The sequence below is a fragment of the Gracilibacillus massiliensis genome (assembly GCF_001458115.1).
Taxonomy (GTDB): Bacteria; Bacillota; Bacilli; order Bacillales; family Amphibacillaceae; genus Gracilibacillus; species Gracilibacillus massiliensis.
Map to the genome: position 1 here is coordinate 619,455 of NZ_CZRP01000011.1, position 20,520 is coordinate 639,974.

Here is a 20,520-nt window from a genome sequence, read left to right on the forward strand (position 1 = left end):
AGCTGAAGCCGTGCCCCCGGAAAGGGAGTGTTTTTCCGTAGCGCTGGATTTACACTCATCTAAGTCCTTTAAACGAATTGTCACAAGTTCGCAGTTTGTGTCTACTATGCCAATAAGATAAAAAAATAACCGGCAACTAAGCCGGTTATTTTTCGTTCGTTTGCTAGAGTTTAGCAGTATTTTTGATATGCTGCGGTTAGTTGCTCTACGATATCTTCTACTTCATATCCTTCAATTAGTTCTCGAGGTATAAAGTGTTTTAATTCACCACCAACGATTACTGCCATTGAAGGGGAAGAAGGTTCGATACCATCGAAATAATCGCGCATTTGCGCTGTTGCTTCTCGATCTTGCCCCGCAAAGACCGTTACAATCTTATTAGGCTTTTTATCATGTTTTAGTGACTCGATAGCAGCAGGTCGCGCAAGTCCTGCTGCACAACCACATACGGAATTTATCACGATTAGCGCAGTATCTTGATTAGATGTCATAAATTCGTTGACTTCTTCAGGCGTTTGTAATTCTTCAAAGCCAGCATTTGTTAATTCATCACGCATTGGTTGTGCCATTTCTCTCATATATTCTTCATATGCATTCATATTTAACCTCCTAAATTTCGTGTAATCCAATTTTAACAAAAAAGGTACAGTGTTAGCGACATATATGATTCTATAGAACTGTAACTTTTAACCAACCTCTTACGCTGTTAATGAACCATATTTGATCGAAATTTTTTATATCAGTCAAGCGAATCCTTTTTTCTATTAAATTACCTTCATTTAATAACTTTTCTCGATAAGTACCTGCTAACAGCCCATCTGTAATAGGAGGAGTATAGTAAGTACCGTTCTTTTCTAATACGATATTACCAATTGTAAATTCCGTAATAAAGCCATCCTCGTTCCATAAAAGTGTCGTCATTGCCTCATCAGGCATATCTTGATCAAAAGCCTGATATAATAATCGATTCGTTGTCTTATGATAGAGAAAATTATTTTCTTTATCTACTGGATTTTTTGCAATAGCTACTTGTATTTGATTGGATAATTTGTTTATTGGCTGATATTCTACTTCGAAATTTCCATCTGTATGGACCAGTAACCTTACTTTAAATAGACCAGTTGAATTCTCTTTAGCAACATTTTCTAATTGTTCTTTTAGATGATCAAAGTTAATGGAAATTTGAAAATAGTCAGCCGATTGCTTTAATCTACTAAAATGATAAGATAATAAAGGATAATGCCCATTTTCCAATTTAATAGATTCTAATAGTGAGAAGTCTTGTCGTTGTTGATGAAGAACCGCTGCCTTTTGCATTAATTCTTGATACTCAGCAGTAGACGTTGACTCCCATGTTATCCCGCCTCCTGTTCCATAAGTCGCGACTCCATCTTTAATAACAACTGTACGGATTGGAACGTTAAAAGTTGCTTGACGTTCTGGAGTGATAAATCCTATCGCTCCGCAGTACACATCGCGTGGTGTATCTTCTAATTCAGCAATATATTTCATCGTCTCTACTTTAGGAGCACCTGTAATAGAACCACATGGGAATAATGCTTTAAACCAATCAAAAACACTATTTTTTTCTAATTCAGCCGTAATTGTAGAGGTCATTTGATGTACAGTTGGATATGTCTCTATATCAAATAAACTTTCTACATGGACCGTTCCTGGTTTCGCAATTCGACCTAAATCATTCCTCAATAAATCGACAATCATTACATTTTCTGCTTGATCTTTTTTGGAATTTTTCAATTGCTCTTTTAACTCTACATCACTAGCTAATGTTTTTCCTCGTTTGATCGTTCCTTTCATCGGTTTTGTTGTAATTTTTCCTTTATCAACTTGAAAGAACAATTCGGGTGATACGGACAAAATTTGAAAATCCTCTAGATCGAAATATGCACTATAGGAGGCCGATTGGTTTTTTAATAACTGCTTGTAAAATGAATAACTATCTCCTTCAAACTCTGCCTTTAACCTTGTAGTGAAATTCACTTGATATGTAATGCCCTGTCCAATGAGTGATTTGATTTTCTCTATCATTTGATTATAGCGACCATTGCTCATGGTATTTTTCCACCTGTAAATAGAGTATGGTAAGGCTTCTTTCTTTTTAATAGGATATATTAATTTCTCCTTAAAAACTCCAAACCAAAGTAATGGTAAAGAACTCTCGGCTCTTACTTTATAACTGTCGTCAAAAGCTGGGGCGGCTTCGTATGAAACATATCCAGCAAGGTAATAACCTTTCTGTAAAGCATTTTCTATTTTTACGAAAGCCTCGGGCACACGATCTATTTCGGTTGCTGTAATGATCTCGATTGGATTTGTGAATGTGCTCTCCATACCTTTAAAATCGAACTGTAGAAATGCTTTCATTTACAACACTTCCCTTCGATAGTTGACCGTTTGATCTCTCATTTTCAGACTATTTTTGACAAGCTCATAACCATATTCAGTTAAAATCGCCTCTGGATGAAATTGGACTCCTTCTATTGGTAAGAGCTGATGTTTTACAGCCATCACTGTTTGATTTTCTTCTGTTAGGGCGGTTATTAATAAGTCATTTGGCATAGAGTTTTTGTTGGCTGCAAGAGAATGATATCTCGTTACCTTAAAAGAAGCAGGCAAGTTGTGAAAAATACCATCATTTTTATGGTGGATCGTACTTGTCATCCCGTGCATCGGTTTACTTGCAGGGACGATTTCACCACCAAAAAATTCAATGATAATTTGCATCCCGAGACAGACACCAAAAACAGGAATTACTTTATGAAAATGTTCTAAAGCTTTGAATGAAATTCCACTATCTGCAGGTGACCCTGGTCCAGGAGATAGGACCAGAAGGGTAGGATTTATTGCTGCAATTTCATTAATTGACGTCTTATCGTTTCGAAATACAACGACATCTTCTCGCATTTGACGGTAATATTGTACTAGATTGTATGTAAATGAATCATAATTATCGATAATCACAATCATGAGCTTTCCCTCACTTAAATATAGAGTTACGAATTTATCACAGTTTGAGTCTTCACAATTCCCTAAACAAAAATAGCATAGAAATTATGTCTAGTTTAAATGGAAGCTAATTTACTGATTGATGTTTCAATTTATTATAACGTAATTTACAAAGGTTAAAAAGTGAAGTATATGGAGGATAAATAATTGAAGTTCTTTGTTATAGTGTAATTTCAGGTTGACATTATTTTCATATTTAATTATAATTATCTACGTACTTGGAATGATAATCATTTTCAATTATCGTGATAAGAATTTAATAGGTTAAGAGGATTACATATGAAATTATGGATATTAATTATTTCTACCATTATTCTATCATTCATATCATTATTTATAGGTGCGATTGATATCAGTATTAGTGATTTGTTTGACTGGAATTCAGACGAAACACATATTTTCTTAATAAGCAGGGTACCACGCTTACTGGCAATTATTTTGGCGGGTGCGGGCATGAGTATTGCAGGGTTAATCATGCAGGCGTTAAGTCGTAATAAATTTGTGTCTCCAACAACAGCAGGTACGTTAGATGCTGCAAAACTAGGAATCTTAATTTCTATGTTGTTTATTACAAACGTTACATACACACAGCAAATTATTTTTAGTTTTGCATTTGCTTTAGTTGGAACATTTATTTTTATGCAAATTCTAGATCGTATCAAATTTAAAGATGCTATTTTTGTTCCGTTAATCGGGATTATGTACGGAAATATTTTATCATCGATTACCACTTTTTTTGCATATGAAGCGGATCTGATCCAAAATATTTCGGCTTGGTTAATGGGGAGTTTTACGTTAATAATATCTGGACGCTATGAGCTTTTATATATTAGTATTCCAGCTATTATTTTAGCATATCTCTTTGCAAATAAATTTACTGTCGCCGGAATGGGTGAAGAATTCGCAAAAAATCTAGGATTAAGTTATAAAGTAGTACTAAATATAGGTTTATTCCTTGTTGCGATTATTTCGACAACAGTAGTGTTAACTGTTGGGGTTATTCCTTTTTTAGGATTAATTGTACCTAATATTGTATCGATTTATTTAGGTGATAACTTGCGGAAAATCATCCCGCATACGATGTTATTAGGGGTTGTCTTTCTCTTAATCTGTGACATTATTGGCCGTGTCATTATTCACCCTTATGAGATACCTGTAAACGTTACGGTAGCAGTAATAGGCAGTGCAATCTTCTTAATTATGTTGCTTAGGGGGAGAGCATATGCGAAATAGTACAAAAATGATTTTGTTATTTATATTGGTGATTATCAGTATTCTTTTGTATGGGTTCTATGATATTAAAGGTGGATTTGATTATGCTTTCCCAAGACGGATGATTCGTGTTGCCGCAATGGTGATCACTGGAGTTGCGATTTCCTATTCAACTGTCGTATTTCAGACGATCACTCATAATCGGATTTTAACCCCTAGTGTGATCGGTATTGGTTCCATGTATGAAGTCGTGCAGACTTTAATATACTTTTTTGCAGGTTCGATGTCGATTTGGGTGCTTAATAAATATTTGAATTTTGGTGCAGCGATTATAGCAATGATTGTATTTGCCCTACTGTTATATCGATTCTTATTTCGACCTGATAAGTATCCGATCTACTTACTTTTATTAATCGGGATGATTATCGGCACACTTTTAGGTAGTTTTGTAACATTTTTACAAGTGTTAATTGATCCAGTCGAATACTTAGGACTGCAATCACAATTATTTGCATCTTTTACAAAAGTAAAGGCGGAGTTACTATATATTGCTTTGGGAATATTGATTATCGCGTTTATTTATGGTTATTTCATTATGAAAAAACTAGATGTGATGTCGCTTGGTCGGGAAAATGCGATAAACCTGGGTATTAATTATGATCGGATGGTAATGAATATTTTAATATTGTCATCGGTTTTAATTGCCACCTCGACAGCGTTGGTAGGATCTATTACGTTCTTTGGATTAATTGTTGCGAATCTTTCCTATCAATTTTTCGTTACCTATAAGCACTCGACTCTGATTTTAGGTGCAAGCTTGTTTAGTATTGTCGCCTTAGTTGGTGGTCAATTTCTGGTGGAGCATGTATTGGAATTGCGTACAACCATAAGTGTTATTATTAATTTTGTTGGTGGAATTTACTTTATTTACTTACTATTAAAAGAAAGTAGGGCTTCAGGATGATTGAAATCAAGAGACTAACAAAACTATATGGTAAGAAGTCTGTCGTAGAAGATGTATCAGTCAATATTGAACCCGGAACGATTACCTCTTTTATCGGTCCGAATGGTGCTGGTAAATCTACTCTTCTTTCTATGGTGAGTAGGTTATTGAATGCAGATACAGGAGAGGTTTTACTTGATCAAAATGATGTGAAAAAGTGGAAGTCTAATGATTTTGCTAAGCGAGTTGCGATATTAAGACAAGCAAACTTTATTAATGTTCGCTTGACAATCCGTGAACTTGTTTCCTTTGGTCGATATCCATATTCCAAGGGCCGACTAACAGCAGAAGACGAAAAATTCGTCGATCAGGCACTGGAATATATGAACTTAACCGATATGCAAGATCAGTTTTTAGACGAATTATCTGGAGGACAAAAACAACGCGCCTTTATTGCGATGGTGATTGCTCAGGATACTGATTATATTCTACTTGATGAGCCTCTAAATAATTTAGATATGAAGCATTCTGTTCAAATTATGAAAATATTACGTAAACTTGTAAATGAACTAGGGAGAACCGTTGTTATTGTCTTACATGATATTAACTTCGCTTCCGTTTATTCAGATCGTATTGTTGCCATGAAAGATGGGAAACTGGTCAAAAATGGTCTTACCAATGAAATAATTAATTCAGATACATTGAGAGAAATTTATGATATGAATATTCCAATTCAAGAGCAAGATGGATGCAGGATTTGTGTTTATTTTAATTCTCAAACGTAGTTTTTAAATTTATTTACGGTCTAGAGAAACAGTTTTACCTTAAAAGCTCTTTTTCTCTAGACCGTTTTGTATGTTATCCATCAAATATAGTAAAAATATTCAAAAAAATGAAAAATGTTATTGACGATATTGATTAATAACAGTATAATGATAATTGTTATCAATGATAATGATTATCATTATTAATAATAAAAGATACATAAGAGGAGAGAGTATAATGAAAAAATGGCAATTAGCTATAGTATTTTTAGTTTTTGCAGTATTGTTGGCAGCTTGTGGTACTGATGAAGAGAGTGCTACAGAGGGAACAGATGAGGCTGTTGCTTCAGAAGATCAAACTTCTGAGGATCAAGAATCAGACAATGAAGGTGAAACGGAAGCAACAGATGATGAAGGTTCGAACTACCCGATGACTATATCTCCAACAATCTCGGGAACAGAAGATAGAGACGGTACAGAATATAACTTTGCGGAAGTTGAACTTGAGGAAAAACCAGAAAATATTGTAGTATTTGACTATGGTTTCTTAGATACATTAGATACTCTTGGTGTGGAAGGTATTGTAGGTGTTGCCAATGGAAATACATTACCTGATCATTTAGAGGAATATAATTCTGATGACTATACGAGCATAGGTAGTTTAAAGGAACCACTACTTGAAGATATTGCTGCATTAGAACCTGATGTAATCTTTATTTCTGGACGTCAATCGGCATTTTATGACCAATTGAAGGAGATCACTCCAAATGTAGTATTCGTCGGAACTACTCAGGATGACTATTGGAATACCTTTTTAGATTCAGTAGATATAGCAGCAAAAATGTTTGACAAAGAAGAAGAAGCTGAAGAATATCTTGCTAAATTTGATACAGCATTAGCAGAAGTAGAGGAGCTAGCGGGTAACTATGAAACAAGCTTAGTAACGATGTACAACGAAGGTAGTTTATCAGGTTTTGCTACAAATTCTCGTTTTGGTTATATTTATGACGTATATGGTTTCGAGCCAGTAACAGAAGATATTGAAGCCTCTTCTCATGGTTCTAACTTTGGGTTTGAAGCAATTCTAGAATTTGATCCAGAAGTATTATTTGTTATAGATCGTACAGCAGCGATAAATGGCGAATCTAACATTGATACAGATATGGAAAATGACATCATTCAAAAAACGACAGCTTATGAAAATGAACAAATCGTTTACTTAGATGGAGCACTTTGGTATCTAAGTGGTGGTGGTCTTCAATCAGAACTTGCAAAAATTGAAGAAGTTGTAGAAGCATTGAAGTAAAGATAACTCGTTTTGTTTTTAGCAAAAGTGATCGACCTGTCTTATGATCCATTATGAAGATGGACAATAAAGAGACTGATTTTCGTGCATCAGTAAATGCTGATGTCGGAATCAGTCTCTTTTTTTGTATCAAAATACTGAGAAAATTTCGCGTTATGACTATTTGTCTATAAGTTTTTGTTGTGTAATAGCTTCAAATTAGGTATTATGAATTATAAGGAATAATTTTATATTACTACTATTTTTTATTAAATAAGGGGAATGGTTATATGTCATCATCGACAGAAACTAAAGTAAATGAAATCATCAAAGAATTATATAATGGATCGGTTCAAGCGATAAAAAATGTTGTACCTATTGACCATGAATTTGAAGCACCAAAAATGAGTACTCAACCTTTAAATGTAGAATTCGGTGTATTAATTGGTTATAGCGGGACTTTTAAAGGAGATTTATTGATTCAGGCGGACAACAAGGTATTTAGCGCGATAGGAGAAGCATTATACGGAATGGAAATCTCAGACGAAATGTTGGATTCTTTTTCTGGGGAATTAGGGAATATGTTAGCTGGTAGTCTTTCTACCCATTTAGCTAATACAGGTATTGATACAGATATTACTCATCCTACAATTATAAGTGGTCAAGCAAAGTTGACAGGGTTTAAAAGAGTATTAGAAGTTGCTATACATTATCAGAATGTAGGCGATATGAAAATGTCACTATTATTAAATTAATAAAATGGGTAGGTGAATGAAATGGAAGAGACGATGACAAAAACAATCATTTTCAAACTAAACAACCAGGAATATGGTGCTAATATTGATCAGATTTTATCTATTGAAAGGTTAGAGGAGATTGTATCATTACCGCAAACCTCTGATTTTATCAAAGGGATTATCAACTTGCGGGGTGATGTAACACCAATAATTGATTTAAGAACAAGACTTGGAATGAAAGAATTGGAGCCAACGGAACAAACTAGAGTATTAATTGCGAAAGTCCAAGGTGTACAAGTCGGTCTCATTGTTGATGAAGCAACAGACGTAATCGATATATCCCCAGAAGTAGTAGAAGATGCACCTGAATTAGTAAAAGGTGTGGACCATCGCTACATGAAAGGTGTTGCCAAGTTAGAAGACAGAGGTATGTTGTTATTACTAGACTTAAATCACGTATTAAGTTTAGACGAGTTAGATGAAGTACAACAAGTTGCAGATGAATAAACATATACATAGTTAATGGAGGGGTAAGAATTGGCACAAATATTAATCGTTGACGATGCTGCGTTTATGCGCATGCAATTAAAGAATATTTTTACTAATTTAGGACATGAAGTAATCGGAGAAGCGGAGAATGGCCAACAAGCGACAGAAATGTATCAAGATTTAAATCCAGATATTGTATCGATGGATATTACCATGCCTGAGATGAACGGTGTGGAAGCGACAAAAGAAATTAAAGGTAAAGATGCAAATGCAACGATAATCATGTGTTCCGCAATGGGGCAACAACAAATGGTATTGGACGCTATTAAAGCAGGAGCTTCCGATTTTATTGTCAAGCCATTTACAGAAGAGCGTGTAAAAGAAACCCTAGATAAATTATTATAAGAAAAAATATTCGAGCAAACTAAAATCCAAACGATGCAATTTCAATTAAAATTGTATCGATTGGATTTTTTTATTGCGTGGTAGGAACATACTGCGACATAGCTGAAGAGGTAATTATGAGATTTTATATATGCTTTGTAACCGCTACGGCTTGCCCGCTTTCCTTTCCGCGGGTTTTTACCCTAAGCTAACTTTTTAAGCAAAGTTCGCTTAAAAAGTGGATCTTAGGGTAAAAACATCCCGCAGGAGTGAAAGCGGACGCCTTCGCTTTGATATATACGACAACTTAAGCAAGAGTAATCATATTGGCTTTTTTTACTATTTTTTTAGTAGGAAACCAAAGTAGTAGCATTTGTAAATGTTGTAGAATCTCATTCAGCGTAGGCGGCCACTCCAACTCCTATGGGATTCGTTTTTCCTGAAGATCCACTTTTCCAAGTGGTTTTTGCTTGGAAAAGTTAGCTGAAGGAAAAAACCCATGGAAAGGGGAGTGGCCAAGCCGGAGCGGATACTACACATTTACATCAAGTCAAAATTACCACAAGGTTATGTCGCAGTTTCCGTATAATGCGCAACATTATATATTGTTCTGTTATTGTAAGGGTGGAGGAGATGTTATACTAAATTCTTTTTTCTTAGCTTACTTTTACTTTTTTTGAATAGTTTCTCTGTTTAAAAGATACAACATATGGGCGGAGGCTTTGAATGATTAGTCCGGAAAATAGCGCGTTTAGTAAGGTTCCAATTCCAATTGCGCCATTAAAGAAAAAGGCTACTATTACTAAAGCGATACTAATAATTGCACGAGATTTACTAAAAGACCACCCTGTTTTATCGGTTAAGATAACCATGGAACGGTCCATGGGATTTGGGGCAAAGCTAGATTCTAAATAGATGGCAACACCAATCCCAGTAAATATAATTCCGAGCAATAGGAAGATAGACTGCTCAAAAATAGAGTTTGGAGTTAGCCATGATCCCTGTATATATAACCAACTATCGATGCCAATTCCAGTAAATATTGAGGTTAACATCGCGAAATATTCTGGCTTTGTTTTGGAAAATAATGCATTTAGTATGATGATCGAGAAGCCAACTACAATTTCCCAGCTACCGATACTTAAACCAAAAGTGCGGTAGAGACCGACTAACAGTGCATCAAATGGCGAAGTACCAAGATGAGAATGTATGGTTAGTGAAATACCTAACGTTAAAATGACAATCCCAATAATATAATAAATAAATCCTTTTTGATATAGTTTTAACATGTTATTCACCTCTTAGGAAAGCTCACTTGCTAACTATAACAAAAAGTTTTAAAGGTTACACTCATTTCGTTCTTCACTTTTTAATAATATTGCTTTGTTCAAGATTAAACTCAATCTTCGGAACAATTTCAAGCTCCGGATAACGTTTCTCCCAGTCTGAAATATTCCAATCTCTGAATTCACCTTTTGCTGAGGCGCCTATCATTAGAGGATCAATGTTTAATTCTTGAAATTTTGCAATAATGGTATTTCCTTCTTCCTCTAATTTTTCTGATATTTCTTTTTCTAATTCAGCCTTCTCTTTAAATGTGCCAATACCTAACTGTTTTGATTCTGTCAACATTCCTGTAATTTCTACCTGAATTTCCACTTTATCTTTACCATACCATTTCTTACTCATTTTAGAATGAATCGAACTAATAGCAATCGTTTTATTTTGTTCTTCTCTGTCATATTCATATGTGTGATCCTCGCAATCTTCATAAAGTAACTTAAACACAAAAAATTGATCATAGCCAATTTCGTGTACGAATTTATCTTTTTGAAAAAAGCCTAAGGCAGTTAATTCAATTCCAGTTGCTGTCGATTCAATAATTGGTAGAAAAGGATCCATACCTTGTCCTAAGTAACGATAATTAAAATCGTGTAAATTCATCTCAGGCACATTGGTCTTAGCATTATTCTTTAATAACTTTTCAATAAAACGAGGTAGAGTATGTTCTGTAATCATTTCGTCTTTCAACAAAGATTCAGCAGAGTCACGAACAATGGCCAGGTAAATTCCTCGTCCTATATTTGGATCTTCATTAATGGCTAGCAATATATCCTCTATCCCATTATTTACTAGATCTTCACCAAATATAATGCCTAAAATTTTCCCGATTTCTACTGGATTGGGGGCTTTTGTTTGTATATAGGAATTAATATTCTGTATCGTCTTAGCCTGAGCAGTATATTCTACATTTTCACGCATATCTGTTTCCTCACTGCTTCCATATCTTGGTGCAACGGCAGTTCCGATGTATTCCTCTTCGGAAGCATTCCAATCATAACCAAGCATCATTATTAACTCAATATCATCGATTACCTTTGATTTAACACATCCAGTTAAAAAAGCCAATAATAAGAGAAATGCAACCATACTTTTAGTTTTTACCATGTTTTTTTTTCACTCCAAGTACGAATAATCGCCAAATAAATAAAAAAGGTATATATCCGAACAATAAATAAACACCACATTTAGAAAGATATGTAGTAACTTTTTCAATTACTAAAAAATTGGTCACGTAAAACACACTAAAAACACCTGTAATTGCAACTAATATAGCAATTTTTTTGAATGAAATATTACTTATTCGGTGAAAACATTGTGTTCCTGCCCAAAAATAAAGACAGGCAGAAGCAATAATGGCAATAAAGTGTAAGCTTATGCCAACAAATTCAAAGCGTTCAACAAAAGGAAAATTAATTACTTTCCATAATTGTAGGGAAGGCCATGTTATTTTCTGAAGTTGCTCCATATTATAATAAACAAAGATCGCGATCGTAGAATATAAATAGACAAAAGAAGTTAGACCATTCCCAAGAATAGCCCACTTTAACCCCGATTGAAATCGATGAAGGAAAGGTGCATATATTAAAATAAGTTCAATGCCTAGAAATCCAAATGTCATTGGTTCGATAGCCTTGATAATATTGATAAATTCCGTATTTAGTATTGGTAATAAGTTATCGTTATAACCATTTGAAAATGCGGCATGCTTAAAAATAGCTAAAAATGTCGTTATAAATACGCTAAAAAAGGCAAAACCAACGACAATCCGAAAACCCCCTAAAACAATGTAAAGGATTAAGATGTAGAGGATGATTAAAAAGAAAGTTACATTTAATTCTGGAAAAAACCAAATTTGAATAATCTCTATATAGGAACGAACAATAATAATGGCAATAGAGAAAAAGTATAAGCTAAAACATACAGAAAATAAATTTCCAATAATTTTTCCAAAGACCTCTAAATGAACGTCAATTAGATCATTATTTTCAGGTAAGATACGCCATATAAGAAAAATAACTATGGCTGTAGCCAAACTAGTTAAAAGAATACTGATCCAGCTATCATAACCTGCTACTTCTGATATTCGTCTTTCAAAGCTTAATATTCCTTCCCCGATTTGAGTAGCATGAAGAATAAAAAAGAGTAAGAAAGGGGATACCATTTGACTGATATCCGGTTTGTTTTGACTATTCATCATTAACCTACTTTCGTTTTCCTCTTTTGTGCTTGGTTCTGTTAAGATTAATTCGATTGTGATCTTTCGATGATGTGTAAATTGGTCGTTTTCCTTGTAAATTAAAAGGTAAACGGATAAATGCATCTTTCAAATCTCTCCATCTAGGTGGGAATAAAGGCTCTGTAAAAGGACGACCTAATGATGTAAGCCTTAATAAATGAGTGACTAAAAACATCGCTCCAATTGTTACCCCAATTAGTCCCCACATTTGGGCAAAGATAATAAACGGAAATCGAATTAACCGAATAGTATTACCAATCCGATAAATAGGAGTGGTAAACGATGCTAAAGCAGCTAATGCTACTAGAATAAGCAATACATTACTTGTTAAACCAGCTTCTACAGCTGCAGTACCAATTACAATACCGCCAACAATACCAATCGTTTGACCGATTTTTGTCGGTAATCGTGCCCCTGCTTCCCTCAGTAATTCAATCGTTAACTCCAGAATTAATACCTCTAATATCGGTGGAAAAGGGATATCTTTTCTAGAAGAAATTAATGTCCCAAGTAAGTCCCCTGGTACAATATGATAATGATAGGTTAATACAGCGACATATAAAGGTGTGATTAAAACGGAAAACATAACAGCGAAAATACGTATAATACGAAATGCGGTAGCAATAGGCCAAGTTAAAAAATAATCTTCATACGCTGCAAAAAATTCAACCAATGTTGTAGGTCCTGTTAATACATGCGGGGAACCATCACAAACAATAGCGACTTTCCCTTCCACTAAAGCGCTACTAACTCTATCAGGTCTTTCCGAGTCCATTAGTTGTGGAAAGGGGGACTGTGCGTTATCGGCAATCATTTGACCGATAAAAGAGCTGTCGATAATTTGATCATATTCAATTTCGGATATTCTTTGAATCACCGTTTGGACATTATCCGGGCTTGCAATTCCATCAATATACATAACGGCAATCGTAGTTTTCGTAACTTTTCCTACTTGCAGACGTTTAACATGTAATTGTGGTAATTTCACTCGTTTCCTTATCAGATTAATGTTTGTGTTGATGTCTTCTATAAATGCTAATTTTGGCCCAATCACACTAAATTCAATTTCTGGTGGTGCCACATCGCGATCTGTTTCAAATTTTGCAGGGATTAATAAAACATTAGTAGTATCATCTTTTAAGTGAGTAGCAATAAAGCCGGCCATTATTTTTTCTTCGATGATACCGATATCAGAAGTGATTTCGGTATCATCGAAAGGTAAGATGCTTTCTAATTCCTCTATATTCTTAATATCTAACTGCTGACAATAAGGTAATAGGTTGGTTTGAAGTTTTTCAGTATTTATTAAAGATTGATAATAAAAAAGTTTAATCGTCTGAACATTGCCAAAATCGATTTTTTTAAAATCATCGCTTTTCTCCATGATTTGGATTAATTGTTCGAAATCATGTACGTCTGTTTGTTTTTTATTCTTTTTAGATTTAGTTCTTATTCTGTTAAACATAGCAATGATAACCTTCCTATAATACACAAGTATTGGTGAACCTATTGTGTATCTTATATATGAAAAATATTCATATAGTTTGGTAAAATAAACGATATTGAGTAGAATATTGGTAAAAATGCTATTCGTTCGATATCATCGGTGTAAGAACAAAGAAAGGAAGAAAATTGATGGATGTAAGTACTAATTTTATTCAAACGGATCGACAAGAAAGGTTATATCAGAAAGCAACACAATTAGCGGAAAAGCTTCGTGATCGGAGAAAACAAGCAGATGATGAAGCCAGTTTGCCGGTAGATAATATTAAAGAATTAAGAAAAGAGCAATATTTATCATTAACGTTACCTAAGTCGTATGGTGGAGAATCTTTATCATTATATGAATTTCTTTTATTACAAGAGAGATTAGCAGAAGGGGACGGTGCAACTGCTTTATCTGTTGGTTGGCATTTAGGCGTTATCCAGGAATTAAGCGAAGAAAAACTTTGGGAACCTAAAATGTATGATTTCATAGCAAAAGAAGTGGGAGAGAATCAAAAATTAGTAAACCGATGTGCGACAGAACCTGCTACAGGTAGTCCAACTCGAGGTGGCATGCCAGAAACAACAGCTACAATCGACCAAGATGATTTAATCATTAATGGTAAAAAAACCTTCACCACGATGGCATTAGTATTAGATTATTATATTGTAACAGCCTATGTGAAGGACAAGGATGCAGTAGGCTCGATATTAATTCCAAAAGATACAGATGGACTTTGGGTTAATAAAACGTGGGATACGTTAGGGATGCGTGGTACTGGGAGTGACGATTTAATTATGGAAAACGTCCGCGTACCAATCGAAAATTTGGTAGAATTAAGTGACAAACCAAAACGTCCTGGTCCTAAGGGATGGTTGTTGCATATACCTGCTTGTTATTTAGGGATGGCGATAGCCGCTCGAAATGATGTAATAGAATTCGCGAAAAACTTTCAGCCTAATAGTTTAAATACGCCAATATCTGAAGTGGACCATGTTCGCAATAAAATTGGTGAGATTGATTTAAAATTAATGCAGGCTCGTTATTTTATGTACAGTGTTGCCCAGAAATGGGATGAACATCCTGAAAAAAGAGATCAGTTAATGAAGGAATTAGGTGCAGTAAAACTAGTCGCTACCAATAGTGCAAATGAAGTTATAGATCTTGTGATGAGAGTAGTAGGAGGAAGAGGGTTATCAAAAAATATGCCTTTTGAGCAATATTACCGTGATATAAGGGCAGGCCTTCATAACCCACCAATGGACGACATGGTCATTTCACTGCTAGCCAAAAATGCCTTATCCTAAGCAAAACAAACAACAAATATACAGGCAAGTAAACAAAAATTGTGAACTAATGAAAACTACTTCATGTAAAGGATAAAGATGAGTGGATTACCAGCGCTACGGAAAAACACTCCCTTTCCAGGGGCACGGCTTCAGCTAACTAGGTAAAGAAGAACACTTTACCTAGTGGATCTTCAGCTCGTGCTGTTCCCCTAGGAGTGTCGCATTTTTCCTCCGCTTTGTAGAAATCTCTGTTCAAGTGAGATGAAATAAGCTATTATATCAGTATTCTAGCAATTACTTTATTTGTAGAACATTACTAAAGCGTAGTCCATTTGCATAGACTCTGGCGGGGTTCCACTCATGACATTTTCAAACTGAGAAGGGCAGATACTTCGCAGTTTAGTTTTTATGCAAAATATTTGTATTACTTAACAACAACACTCGCTGATAGGATTAGGCGTGTTTTTGTTGTTTTTTTGTTTCGTCAAGAGTCTCTTGATAGGCTTGCAACAGTTCTTGGAAGCGGTCTTCCCAACGTTGTTTTTGAGCATAGCGAATGGCATTTTCCTCTAATTGTTTTCGCCATTGGGCATCTTGTAAAATGGACTGTATCGCACTTATAAACGATAGACTATCATTCGCTTCACAGAGCTTCCCAGTAAAACCCTCTTGAATAATATTTTTTACACCACCAGCATTTGCTGCCACAACTGGAGTACCAGTAGCCAATGCTTCTAATACTACATTTCCAAAAGTCTCCGTTTCAGAAGGGAAAACAAAAATATCACTGCTAGAAATTAATTGAGCAACTTCACCCTGTGGTAAAAAGCCAGTATACGTTACTTTTTGGTCCCATTCTTTTTGTAAAGTAGCTTTTGAAGGTCCATCGCCAACAATTAACCAATGAATATTCTCTTGAAGGTGTGGCGGCAACTGTTTCGCAATTTTTGCTAATAATTCCACATTTTTTTCAGGTGCTAGTCTACCAACATAACTCAAAATAAATCGCTCTTTGATTTGATATTTTGTTCTAATTTCGTTTGTGGTTGGATAAGGATGAAAAACAGTCATATCGACGCCGCGCTGCCAAATTTGTAAGTTTGAGAATCCTTTTTGATTTAACTGCTGGTAGGTAACATCGGATGGAACAAAGAGACGATGTAATGGTTGATGAAACCATTCCATATATCGCCACAAAGGTTTAGCTAGAAAGGTAAGATGATAATATTTCAAATAATGATCGAAATCAGTATGATAGGATCCCACAATTGGTATATTGTATTTTTTGGCAATGTGGAGCCCTGCTAATCCGATCGAAAAAGGGGTCGCTAAATGAATGATATCTGGTTGGAATGATTTAATAATATCTTTCACATGGAGTGTGTTAGGTACAGAAATACGACAATCTTTATATAGTGGGAAGGGAAAGCTTGATTGACGATAGATTTGGCCGGCACTTATTTCGCTTTTAGTTTGTTTCGGTGAAATAACGATATAGGAATGATGACTGTGATCGAGATATTTTGTGAAACGACCTAACGTTTTAGCGACACCATTGACGTCTGGCAAAAAGGTATCAGTGAAAATGGCTACTTTCAAATGGATTCCCCCTTAAAGTATTTCCTAATTTAAACATATGTCGAAAAATTGTAAAGAACAACTGTAGTATGTTAAATGATTGTAAATAGTTTGTATACCAGTTAAGATAACGCTTTCATGAATGGATGCCTTTTTGTATAATAAAGGTAGGAGATAAAGGGAGATGTGCTATGATTTATCAAAAAATATTATTAGCCACAGACGGATCAGATCATGCTTTAAGAGCTACCGATCATGCTATAAAATTCGTGAAAAGTGTTAGAGAATATAATTTAGATGTTGTAATTGTAATAAAAGAAAATGTAAAGGAAAGTAATTCATTCAATATGGTAAGTGTAGTGGAAGAAAAGCTAAAACTTACAAAGAGAAAGCTAAAAAGGGCAGGAGTGCATTTTCGTACGGTGATCTTGATCGGAGAACCGAAGCATGAATTGGTGAAATATGCGAGGCAAGAAGAAATGGACTTGTGCATTGTTGGAAGTAGAGGATTGAATCGATTTCAAGAAATGGTTCTTGGTAGTGTCAGTCATAAAGTCGCTAAAAATATTTCGTGTCCGGTAATAATAATAAAATAAATTGTTCTACTTAATTTCGTTAATGAAAATAAGAAAAAACAGGGAAAACGTGGCGGAAAGGGAAGTGGACAGCCGGAGCGGTGGATTCATACACACTACATTTCAAAATGACTATTTTGATAACAAATCCCTTGATACCGCTGATTATATGCTTTCCTTGCTTAATAAAAATACCAGTTGGTCTTGTAACCAACTGGCAAACAGTTCTTTTTCATTGGCATGTTGGGCAGAATCCGTAAATTTCAAATTTATGATCATCTATCATATATTGCTTTAGTTCTTCTGATATCTCATCCATTGGACAGTGATGAATTTCTTTTGTGACTCCACAGTTTTTACAAATAAAGTGATGGTGGTGATGATGGTCACATTTTAACCGGAAATGTTTTTCACCGTTTAATTCCGTTGACTCTAATATTCCCAATTGATCAAATAAATGGAGGTTACGGTATATGGTATCAAAGCTTATACCTTCATAATTTGGCTCCATATTCACTAACAGATCCTTTGCTGTACGGTAACGGTTTTCTTCAACGAAAAAGGTAATCATATGTTTTCGTTTATCCGTATACTTGTAGCCTTTCATTTTTAATATATCCAATGCTTCTTCTGTATTCATCTGCTCACCCCGTTTTTAAACGATGCTTTCGATTCTTTGCTTTTTCTATGACGTTTTTCGTTAAAATAGTTGCTATTAATAAAAAGATTAATAGCATTACAATCGTTCCACCTGGAGGTATTTCTAAATAGTAACCAGATATCAGACCGAAAATAACGGATACTTCTCCATATATTATCGCATAAATAATCGTTTGTTTAAATCCTTTTGCAATTCGAATACTAGATGCTACTGGTAAGGTCATTAAAGCAGAAACCAGTAACACGCCTACAATTCGTATGGATGCGGCAATTACTAAGGCTGTTAACACAATGAAAACAAAATGAATTCTTTTAGCGTGAATGCCGGTAACAACAGCTTGTTCCTCGTCAAATGATAATAAAAATAGCTCTTTATATAATAAGAAAATAACGAGACATACGATTACTGCGATAATAAGAATGCTATATAAATCTTGTCGACTGACAGCTGAAACAGAGCCAAATAGGTAATTGTATAAGTCTGTATTAAAACCATTTGCAATTGAAATAAAAATGACACTTAGCCCAACGCCACCAGATAAAATAATAGGGATTGCTAATTCCTGAAAAGCAGTATAAACTCTTCGTAATCTTTCCACTAATACAGAACCGATAATGGAAAAGCCAAGTCCGGAATAGAAGGGTGTAATTAACATGGCACCTGTTTTCTTTTCTAAAAGCAGTCCGAAAGCGATACCTGCAAGTGTAACATGTGATAAAGCATCAGCTATTAATGATAATCTGCGAACCACGATAAAAGCACCTAAAAGAGGTGCGATAATTCCAATTATAATACCAGTGATAAAAGTGTTTCTTAAAAACTCATATTCTAATAAATTCAATAACATTTTTTTGTTCCTCCATTAATGGTCATGTGTCACTAAATGCAAAGGATGACCATAAAAATCCGATAATTGATCCTTCGAAATCGAATGAAATTCATTCGGATTTCCGTGGAAATGAAGTGTCTTATTTAAGCACGCTACTTTTGATGCATGATGTGTCATGGTTCCGATGTCATGTGTAACCAACAATAAGGTGATGTTCTGCTTATTTAATACATGTAATAAATCGAAAAACTTTTCAACATTTTCTGCGTCAACACCTACTGTGGGTTCATCTAAAATTAACAAACTGGGTTCACTAACTAATGCACGGGCAATAAAAATTCGTTGTTGTTGCCCACCAGAAAGGTCACCGATATTTTCAGAAAGGTAGTTTTCCATGCCAACCTTCTCAACGGCCTGGTGAATTTTTTCTTTGTCTTGTTTTGAAACTCTATGAAAGTAGCCCAGTTTTGACGTTAGGCCCATCGTTACAACTTCCTCAACTGTGGCTGGAAACCCTCTGTTAAATGCATTTGCTTTTTGTGATACATATCCTAATTTATTTTTTTGCTTGAATTTATCAATAGGTTTGCCAAATAAGTGAATCGAACCATTTGTTGGTTTTGCCATCCCTAAAAGTAATTTAATTAAGGTGGTTTTACCACCACCATTGGGGCCAACTAAGCCAATAAAATCTCCTTCATTTATTGTGAAGTTTACTTTAGATAAGGCTTGACGATCACCATAATGAAAACTAACATTGTTCATTTCAACAATAGCTTTTGTCATTTTATAATCTCCTTGTAACTAGAACTTATAAGTATTTTATCGTAACCATTACGGTTTGTAAAATATATGATTTATTTAATGTAGACTTACCTATATTAATGAATTTAAAAAACCGGGCGACTTAGTTAAAAGTGACTACCCGATTTTGAATTTTTTTCTAGTGTTTTGGTAATTGTTGCTGATATTGCTGAAACTGTTGGTAGCTTTGTTGGCAAGTTTGTGCTGATTCTTGTTCTAAACTATACCAGCCATTTTTAAACATAAGATTATACAATTCTCGCTGACTATTTTGAGTATCCTCAAATATGTGAAGTATATCTTGATATAATGTTTGATTGCTGGCTTCATTTAGTGCAGTACTATAAGCTTGAGTAAAATATTTTTCTGTGGTCAGAATGTCGTTAATAAAATCACGATCGTTCATCGCTTGTGATTTAGGAATTTGAGTTTCTGGATTTTGGACCTTTGCATTATTCATTTGTTGCATAAGTTACCACCTCACATTAATTTTTTTTGGTTATCCATTAAATGTTCCAATAAGATATTATAGTGTTTTTCATGCATTTGGCATGTCTTTTCAATTGTTTGTTTCACTTCTGGAATCGAACAATTTTCTGCAAAAAAATGTGCTTTATTAGCAGCATTTAGGTTCCATGAAAGCATATCGGTTAAATATAGATGATCCTTTGTGCTAATCATTTTAGGTGGTTGGGTCATTGCTTGATTTTGCTGTTGTTCAAAGGGCATTTTAGTTTCCTCCTCTGTTTATTGTCATTATAGCTTTTCATTAAAAAGAAAAACTATTCAAATATTGTGGCTAATAACCATAATCAGCTAATTATTTGTTTTTAAAGTCTCTTTTCGATAAAATGAAAGCATCGAATCTGAGGGGAGA

22 protein-coding genes are annotated in these 20,520 nt (G+C 34.6%); 9 read left to right on the forward strand and 13 right to left on the reverse strand.

The features are described 5' to 3' along the window. Positions 1–170 precede the first annotated feature (170 nt). From BN3107_RS06455 to BN3107_RS06465, 3 genes are all read right to left on the reverse strand, one after another. Positions 171–599: a BrxA/BrxB family bacilliredoxin gene (locus BN3107_RS06455; RefSeq protein ID WP_058306795.1), complete on the reverse strand. Its 429-nt coding sequence runs from the start codon at positions 597–599 to the stop codon at positions 171–173. Positions 600–669: 70 nt separating this feature from the next. Further along, complete coding sequence (gene pabB / locus BN3107_RS06460; RefSeq protein WP_058306796.1) at positions 670–2,385, reverse strand: aminodeoxychorismate synthase component I; 1,716 nt, start codon at positions 2,383–2,385, stop codon at positions 670–672. Continuing rightward, positions 2,386–2,988, reverse strand: a complete 603-nt coding sequence (locus tag BN3107_RS06465) for an anthranilate synthase component II (RefSeq protein ID WP_058306797.1) — start codon at positions 2,986–2,988, stop codon at positions 2,386–2,388. It abuts the gene before it with no gap. 318 nt (positions 2,989–3,306) lie between these two features. On the opposite strand from BN3107_RS06465, the gene BN3107_RS06470 reads away from it, so the two are divergent. The 7 genes from BN3107_RS06470 (at position 3,307) to BN3107_RS06500 (ending at position 8,862) form a co-directional block, all read left to right on the forward strand. Beyond that, entirely contained in the window at positions 3,307–4,260 is a 954-nt protein-coding gene (locus tag BN3107_RS06470; RefSeq protein WP_058306798.1) for an ABC transporter permease, read from the forward strand. After that, on the forward strand, positions 4,250–5,203 hold the full coding sequence (locus tag BN3107_RS06475; protein ID WP_058306799.1) for an iron chelate uptake ABC transporter family permease subunit: 954 nt from the start codon (positions 4,250–4,252) through the stop codon (positions 5,201–5,203). Before BN3107_RS06470 ends, BN3107_RS06475 begins: the two co-directional genes overlap by 11 nt. Beyond that, complete coding sequence (locus BN3107_RS06480; protein ID WP_058306800.1) at positions 5,200–5,967, forward strand: iron ABC transporter ATP-binding protein; 768 nt, start codon at positions 5,200–5,202, stop codon at positions 5,965–5,967. The genes BN3107_RS06475 and BN3107_RS06480 overlap by 4 nt, the downstream gene beginning before the upstream one ends. A gap of 217 nt (positions 5,968–6,184) precedes the next feature. After that, positions 6,185–7,252 (forward strand): siderophore ABC transporter substrate-binding protein, encoded by a 1,068-nt coding sequence (locus BN3107_RS06485; protein ID WP_058306801.1) that lies wholly within the window; start codon positions 6,185–6,187, stop codon positions 7,250–7,252. A 269-nt stretch (positions 7,253–7,521) separates the two neighbouring features. Then, a complete protein-coding gene (locus BN3107_RS06490; protein ID WP_058306802.1) occupies positions 7,522–7,986 on the forward strand; it encodes a chemotaxis protein CheX in 465 nt (154 codons plus the stop codon). Positions 7,987–8,007: 21 nt separating this feature from the next. Next, positions 8,008–8,475, forward strand: coding sequence for a chemotaxis protein CheW (locus BN3107_RS06495; RefSeq protein ID WP_058306803.1), 468 nt, complete (start codon positions 8,008–8,010; stop codon positions 8,473–8,475). Positions 8,476–8,505: 30 nt separating this feature from the next. Next, positions 8,506–8,862, forward strand: coding sequence for a response regulator (locus BN3107_RS06500; RefSeq protein ID WP_077065056.1), 357 nt, complete (start codon positions 8,506–8,508; stop codon positions 8,860–8,862). Positions 8,863–9,497: 635 nt separating this feature from the next. Here BN3107_RS06500 and BN3107_RS06510 read toward each other — a convergent pair. The 4 genes from BN3107_RS06510 to BN3107_RS06525 all read right to left on the reverse strand — a co-directional run bounded on the left by BN3107_RS06510 (position 9,498) and on the right by BN3107_RS06525 (position 13,886). Further along, positions 9,498–10,130: a YczE/YyaS/YitT family protein gene (locus BN3107_RS06510; RefSeq protein ID WP_058306805.1), complete on the reverse strand. Its 633-nt coding sequence runs from the start codon at positions 10,128–10,130 to the stop codon at positions 9,498–9,500. 73 nt (positions 10,131–10,203) lie between these two features. After that, positions 10,204–11,289 carry a Ger(x)C family spore germination protein gene (locus BN3107_RS06515; protein WP_058306806.1) on the reverse strand — a complete coding sequence of 362 codons (1,086 nt, stop codon included), beginning with the start codon at positions 11,287–11,289 and terminating at the stop codon, positions 10,204–10,206. Beyond that, on the reverse strand, positions 11,276–12,505 hold the full coding sequence (locus BN3107_RS06520; protein ID WP_231735264.1) for a GerAB/ArcD/ProY family transporter: 1,230 nt from the start codon (positions 12,503–12,505) through the stop codon (positions 11,276–11,278). Before BN3107_RS06520 ends, BN3107_RS06515 begins: the two co-directional genes overlap by 14 nt. After that, entirely contained in the window at positions 12,387–13,886 is a 1,500-nt protein-coding gene (locus BN3107_RS06525; protein ID WP_082631247.1) for a spore germination protein, read from the reverse strand. The genes BN3107_RS06520 and BN3107_RS06525 overlap by 119 nt, the downstream gene beginning before the upstream one ends. A gap of 170 nt (positions 13,887–14,056) precedes the next feature. On the opposite strand from BN3107_RS06525, the gene BN3107_RS06530 reads away from it, so the two are divergent. Continuing rightward, positions 14,057–15,214 carry an acyl-CoA dehydrogenase family protein gene (locus tag BN3107_RS06530; protein WP_082631248.1) on the forward strand — a complete coding sequence of 386 codons (1,158 nt, stop codon included), beginning with the start codon at positions 14,057–14,059 and terminating at the stop codon, positions 15,212–15,214. A gap of 435 nt (positions 15,215–15,649) precedes the next feature. On the opposite strand, the gene BN3107_RS06535 is transcribed toward BN3107_RS06530, so the two are convergent. Then, positions 15,650–16,795, reverse strand: a complete 1,146-nt coding sequence (locus BN3107_RS06535; protein ID WP_058306808.1) for a glycosyltransferase family 4 protein — start codon at positions 16,793–16,795, stop codon at positions 15,650–15,652. Positions 16,796–16,965: 170 nt separating this feature from the next. Between BN3107_RS06535 and BN3107_RS06540 the strand changes: the two genes are divergently transcribed. Beyond that, positions 16,966–17,370, forward strand: coding sequence for a universal stress protein (locus tag BN3107_RS06540; protein ID WP_058306809.1), 405 nt, complete (start codon positions 16,966–16,968; stop codon positions 17,368–17,370). Between the two features lie 211 nt (positions 17,371–17,581). On the opposite strand, the gene BN3107_RS06545 is transcribed toward BN3107_RS06540, so the two are convergent. The 5 genes from BN3107_RS06545 to BN3107_RS06565 all read right to left on the reverse strand — a co-directional run bounded on the left by BN3107_RS06545 (position 17,582) and on the right by BN3107_RS06565 (position 20,372). Continuing rightward, the gene (locus tag BN3107_RS06545) at positions 17,582–17,989 is read right to left on the reverse strand and encodes a Fur family transcriptional regulator (protein WP_058306810.1); all 408 of its coding nucleotides are present in this window, start codon (positions 17,987–17,989) and stop codon (positions 17,582–17,584) included. 4 nt (positions 17,990–17,993) lie between these two features. Beyond that, the gene (locus BN3107_RS06550; RefSeq protein ID WP_058306811.1) at positions 17,994–18,857 is read right to left on the reverse strand and encodes a metal ABC transporter permease; all 864 of its coding nucleotides are present in this window, start codon (positions 18,855–18,857) and stop codon (positions 17,994–17,996) included. 15 nt (positions 18,858–18,872) lie between these two features. Then, positions 18,873–19,625 carry a metal ABC transporter ATP-binding protein gene (locus BN3107_RS06555; RefSeq protein ID WP_058306812.1) on the reverse strand — a complete coding sequence of 251 codons (753 nt, stop codon included), beginning with the start codon at positions 19,623–19,625 and terminating at the stop codon, positions 18,873–18,875. 157 nt (positions 19,626–19,782) lie between these two features. Beyond that, complete coding sequence (locus tag BN3107_RS06560; RefSeq protein WP_058307036.1) at positions 19,783–20,103, reverse strand: spore coat protein; 321 nt, start codon at positions 20,101–20,103, stop codon at positions 19,783–19,785. Positions 20,104–20,123: 20 nt separating this feature from the next. Next, positions 20,124–20,372 carry a hypothetical protein gene (locus BN3107_RS06565; RefSeq protein WP_058306813.1) on the reverse strand — a complete coding sequence of 83 codons (249 nt, stop codon included), beginning with the start codon at positions 20,370–20,372 and terminating at the stop codon, positions 20,124–20,126. Between the last annotated feature and the right edge of the window lie 148 nt (positions 20,373–20,520).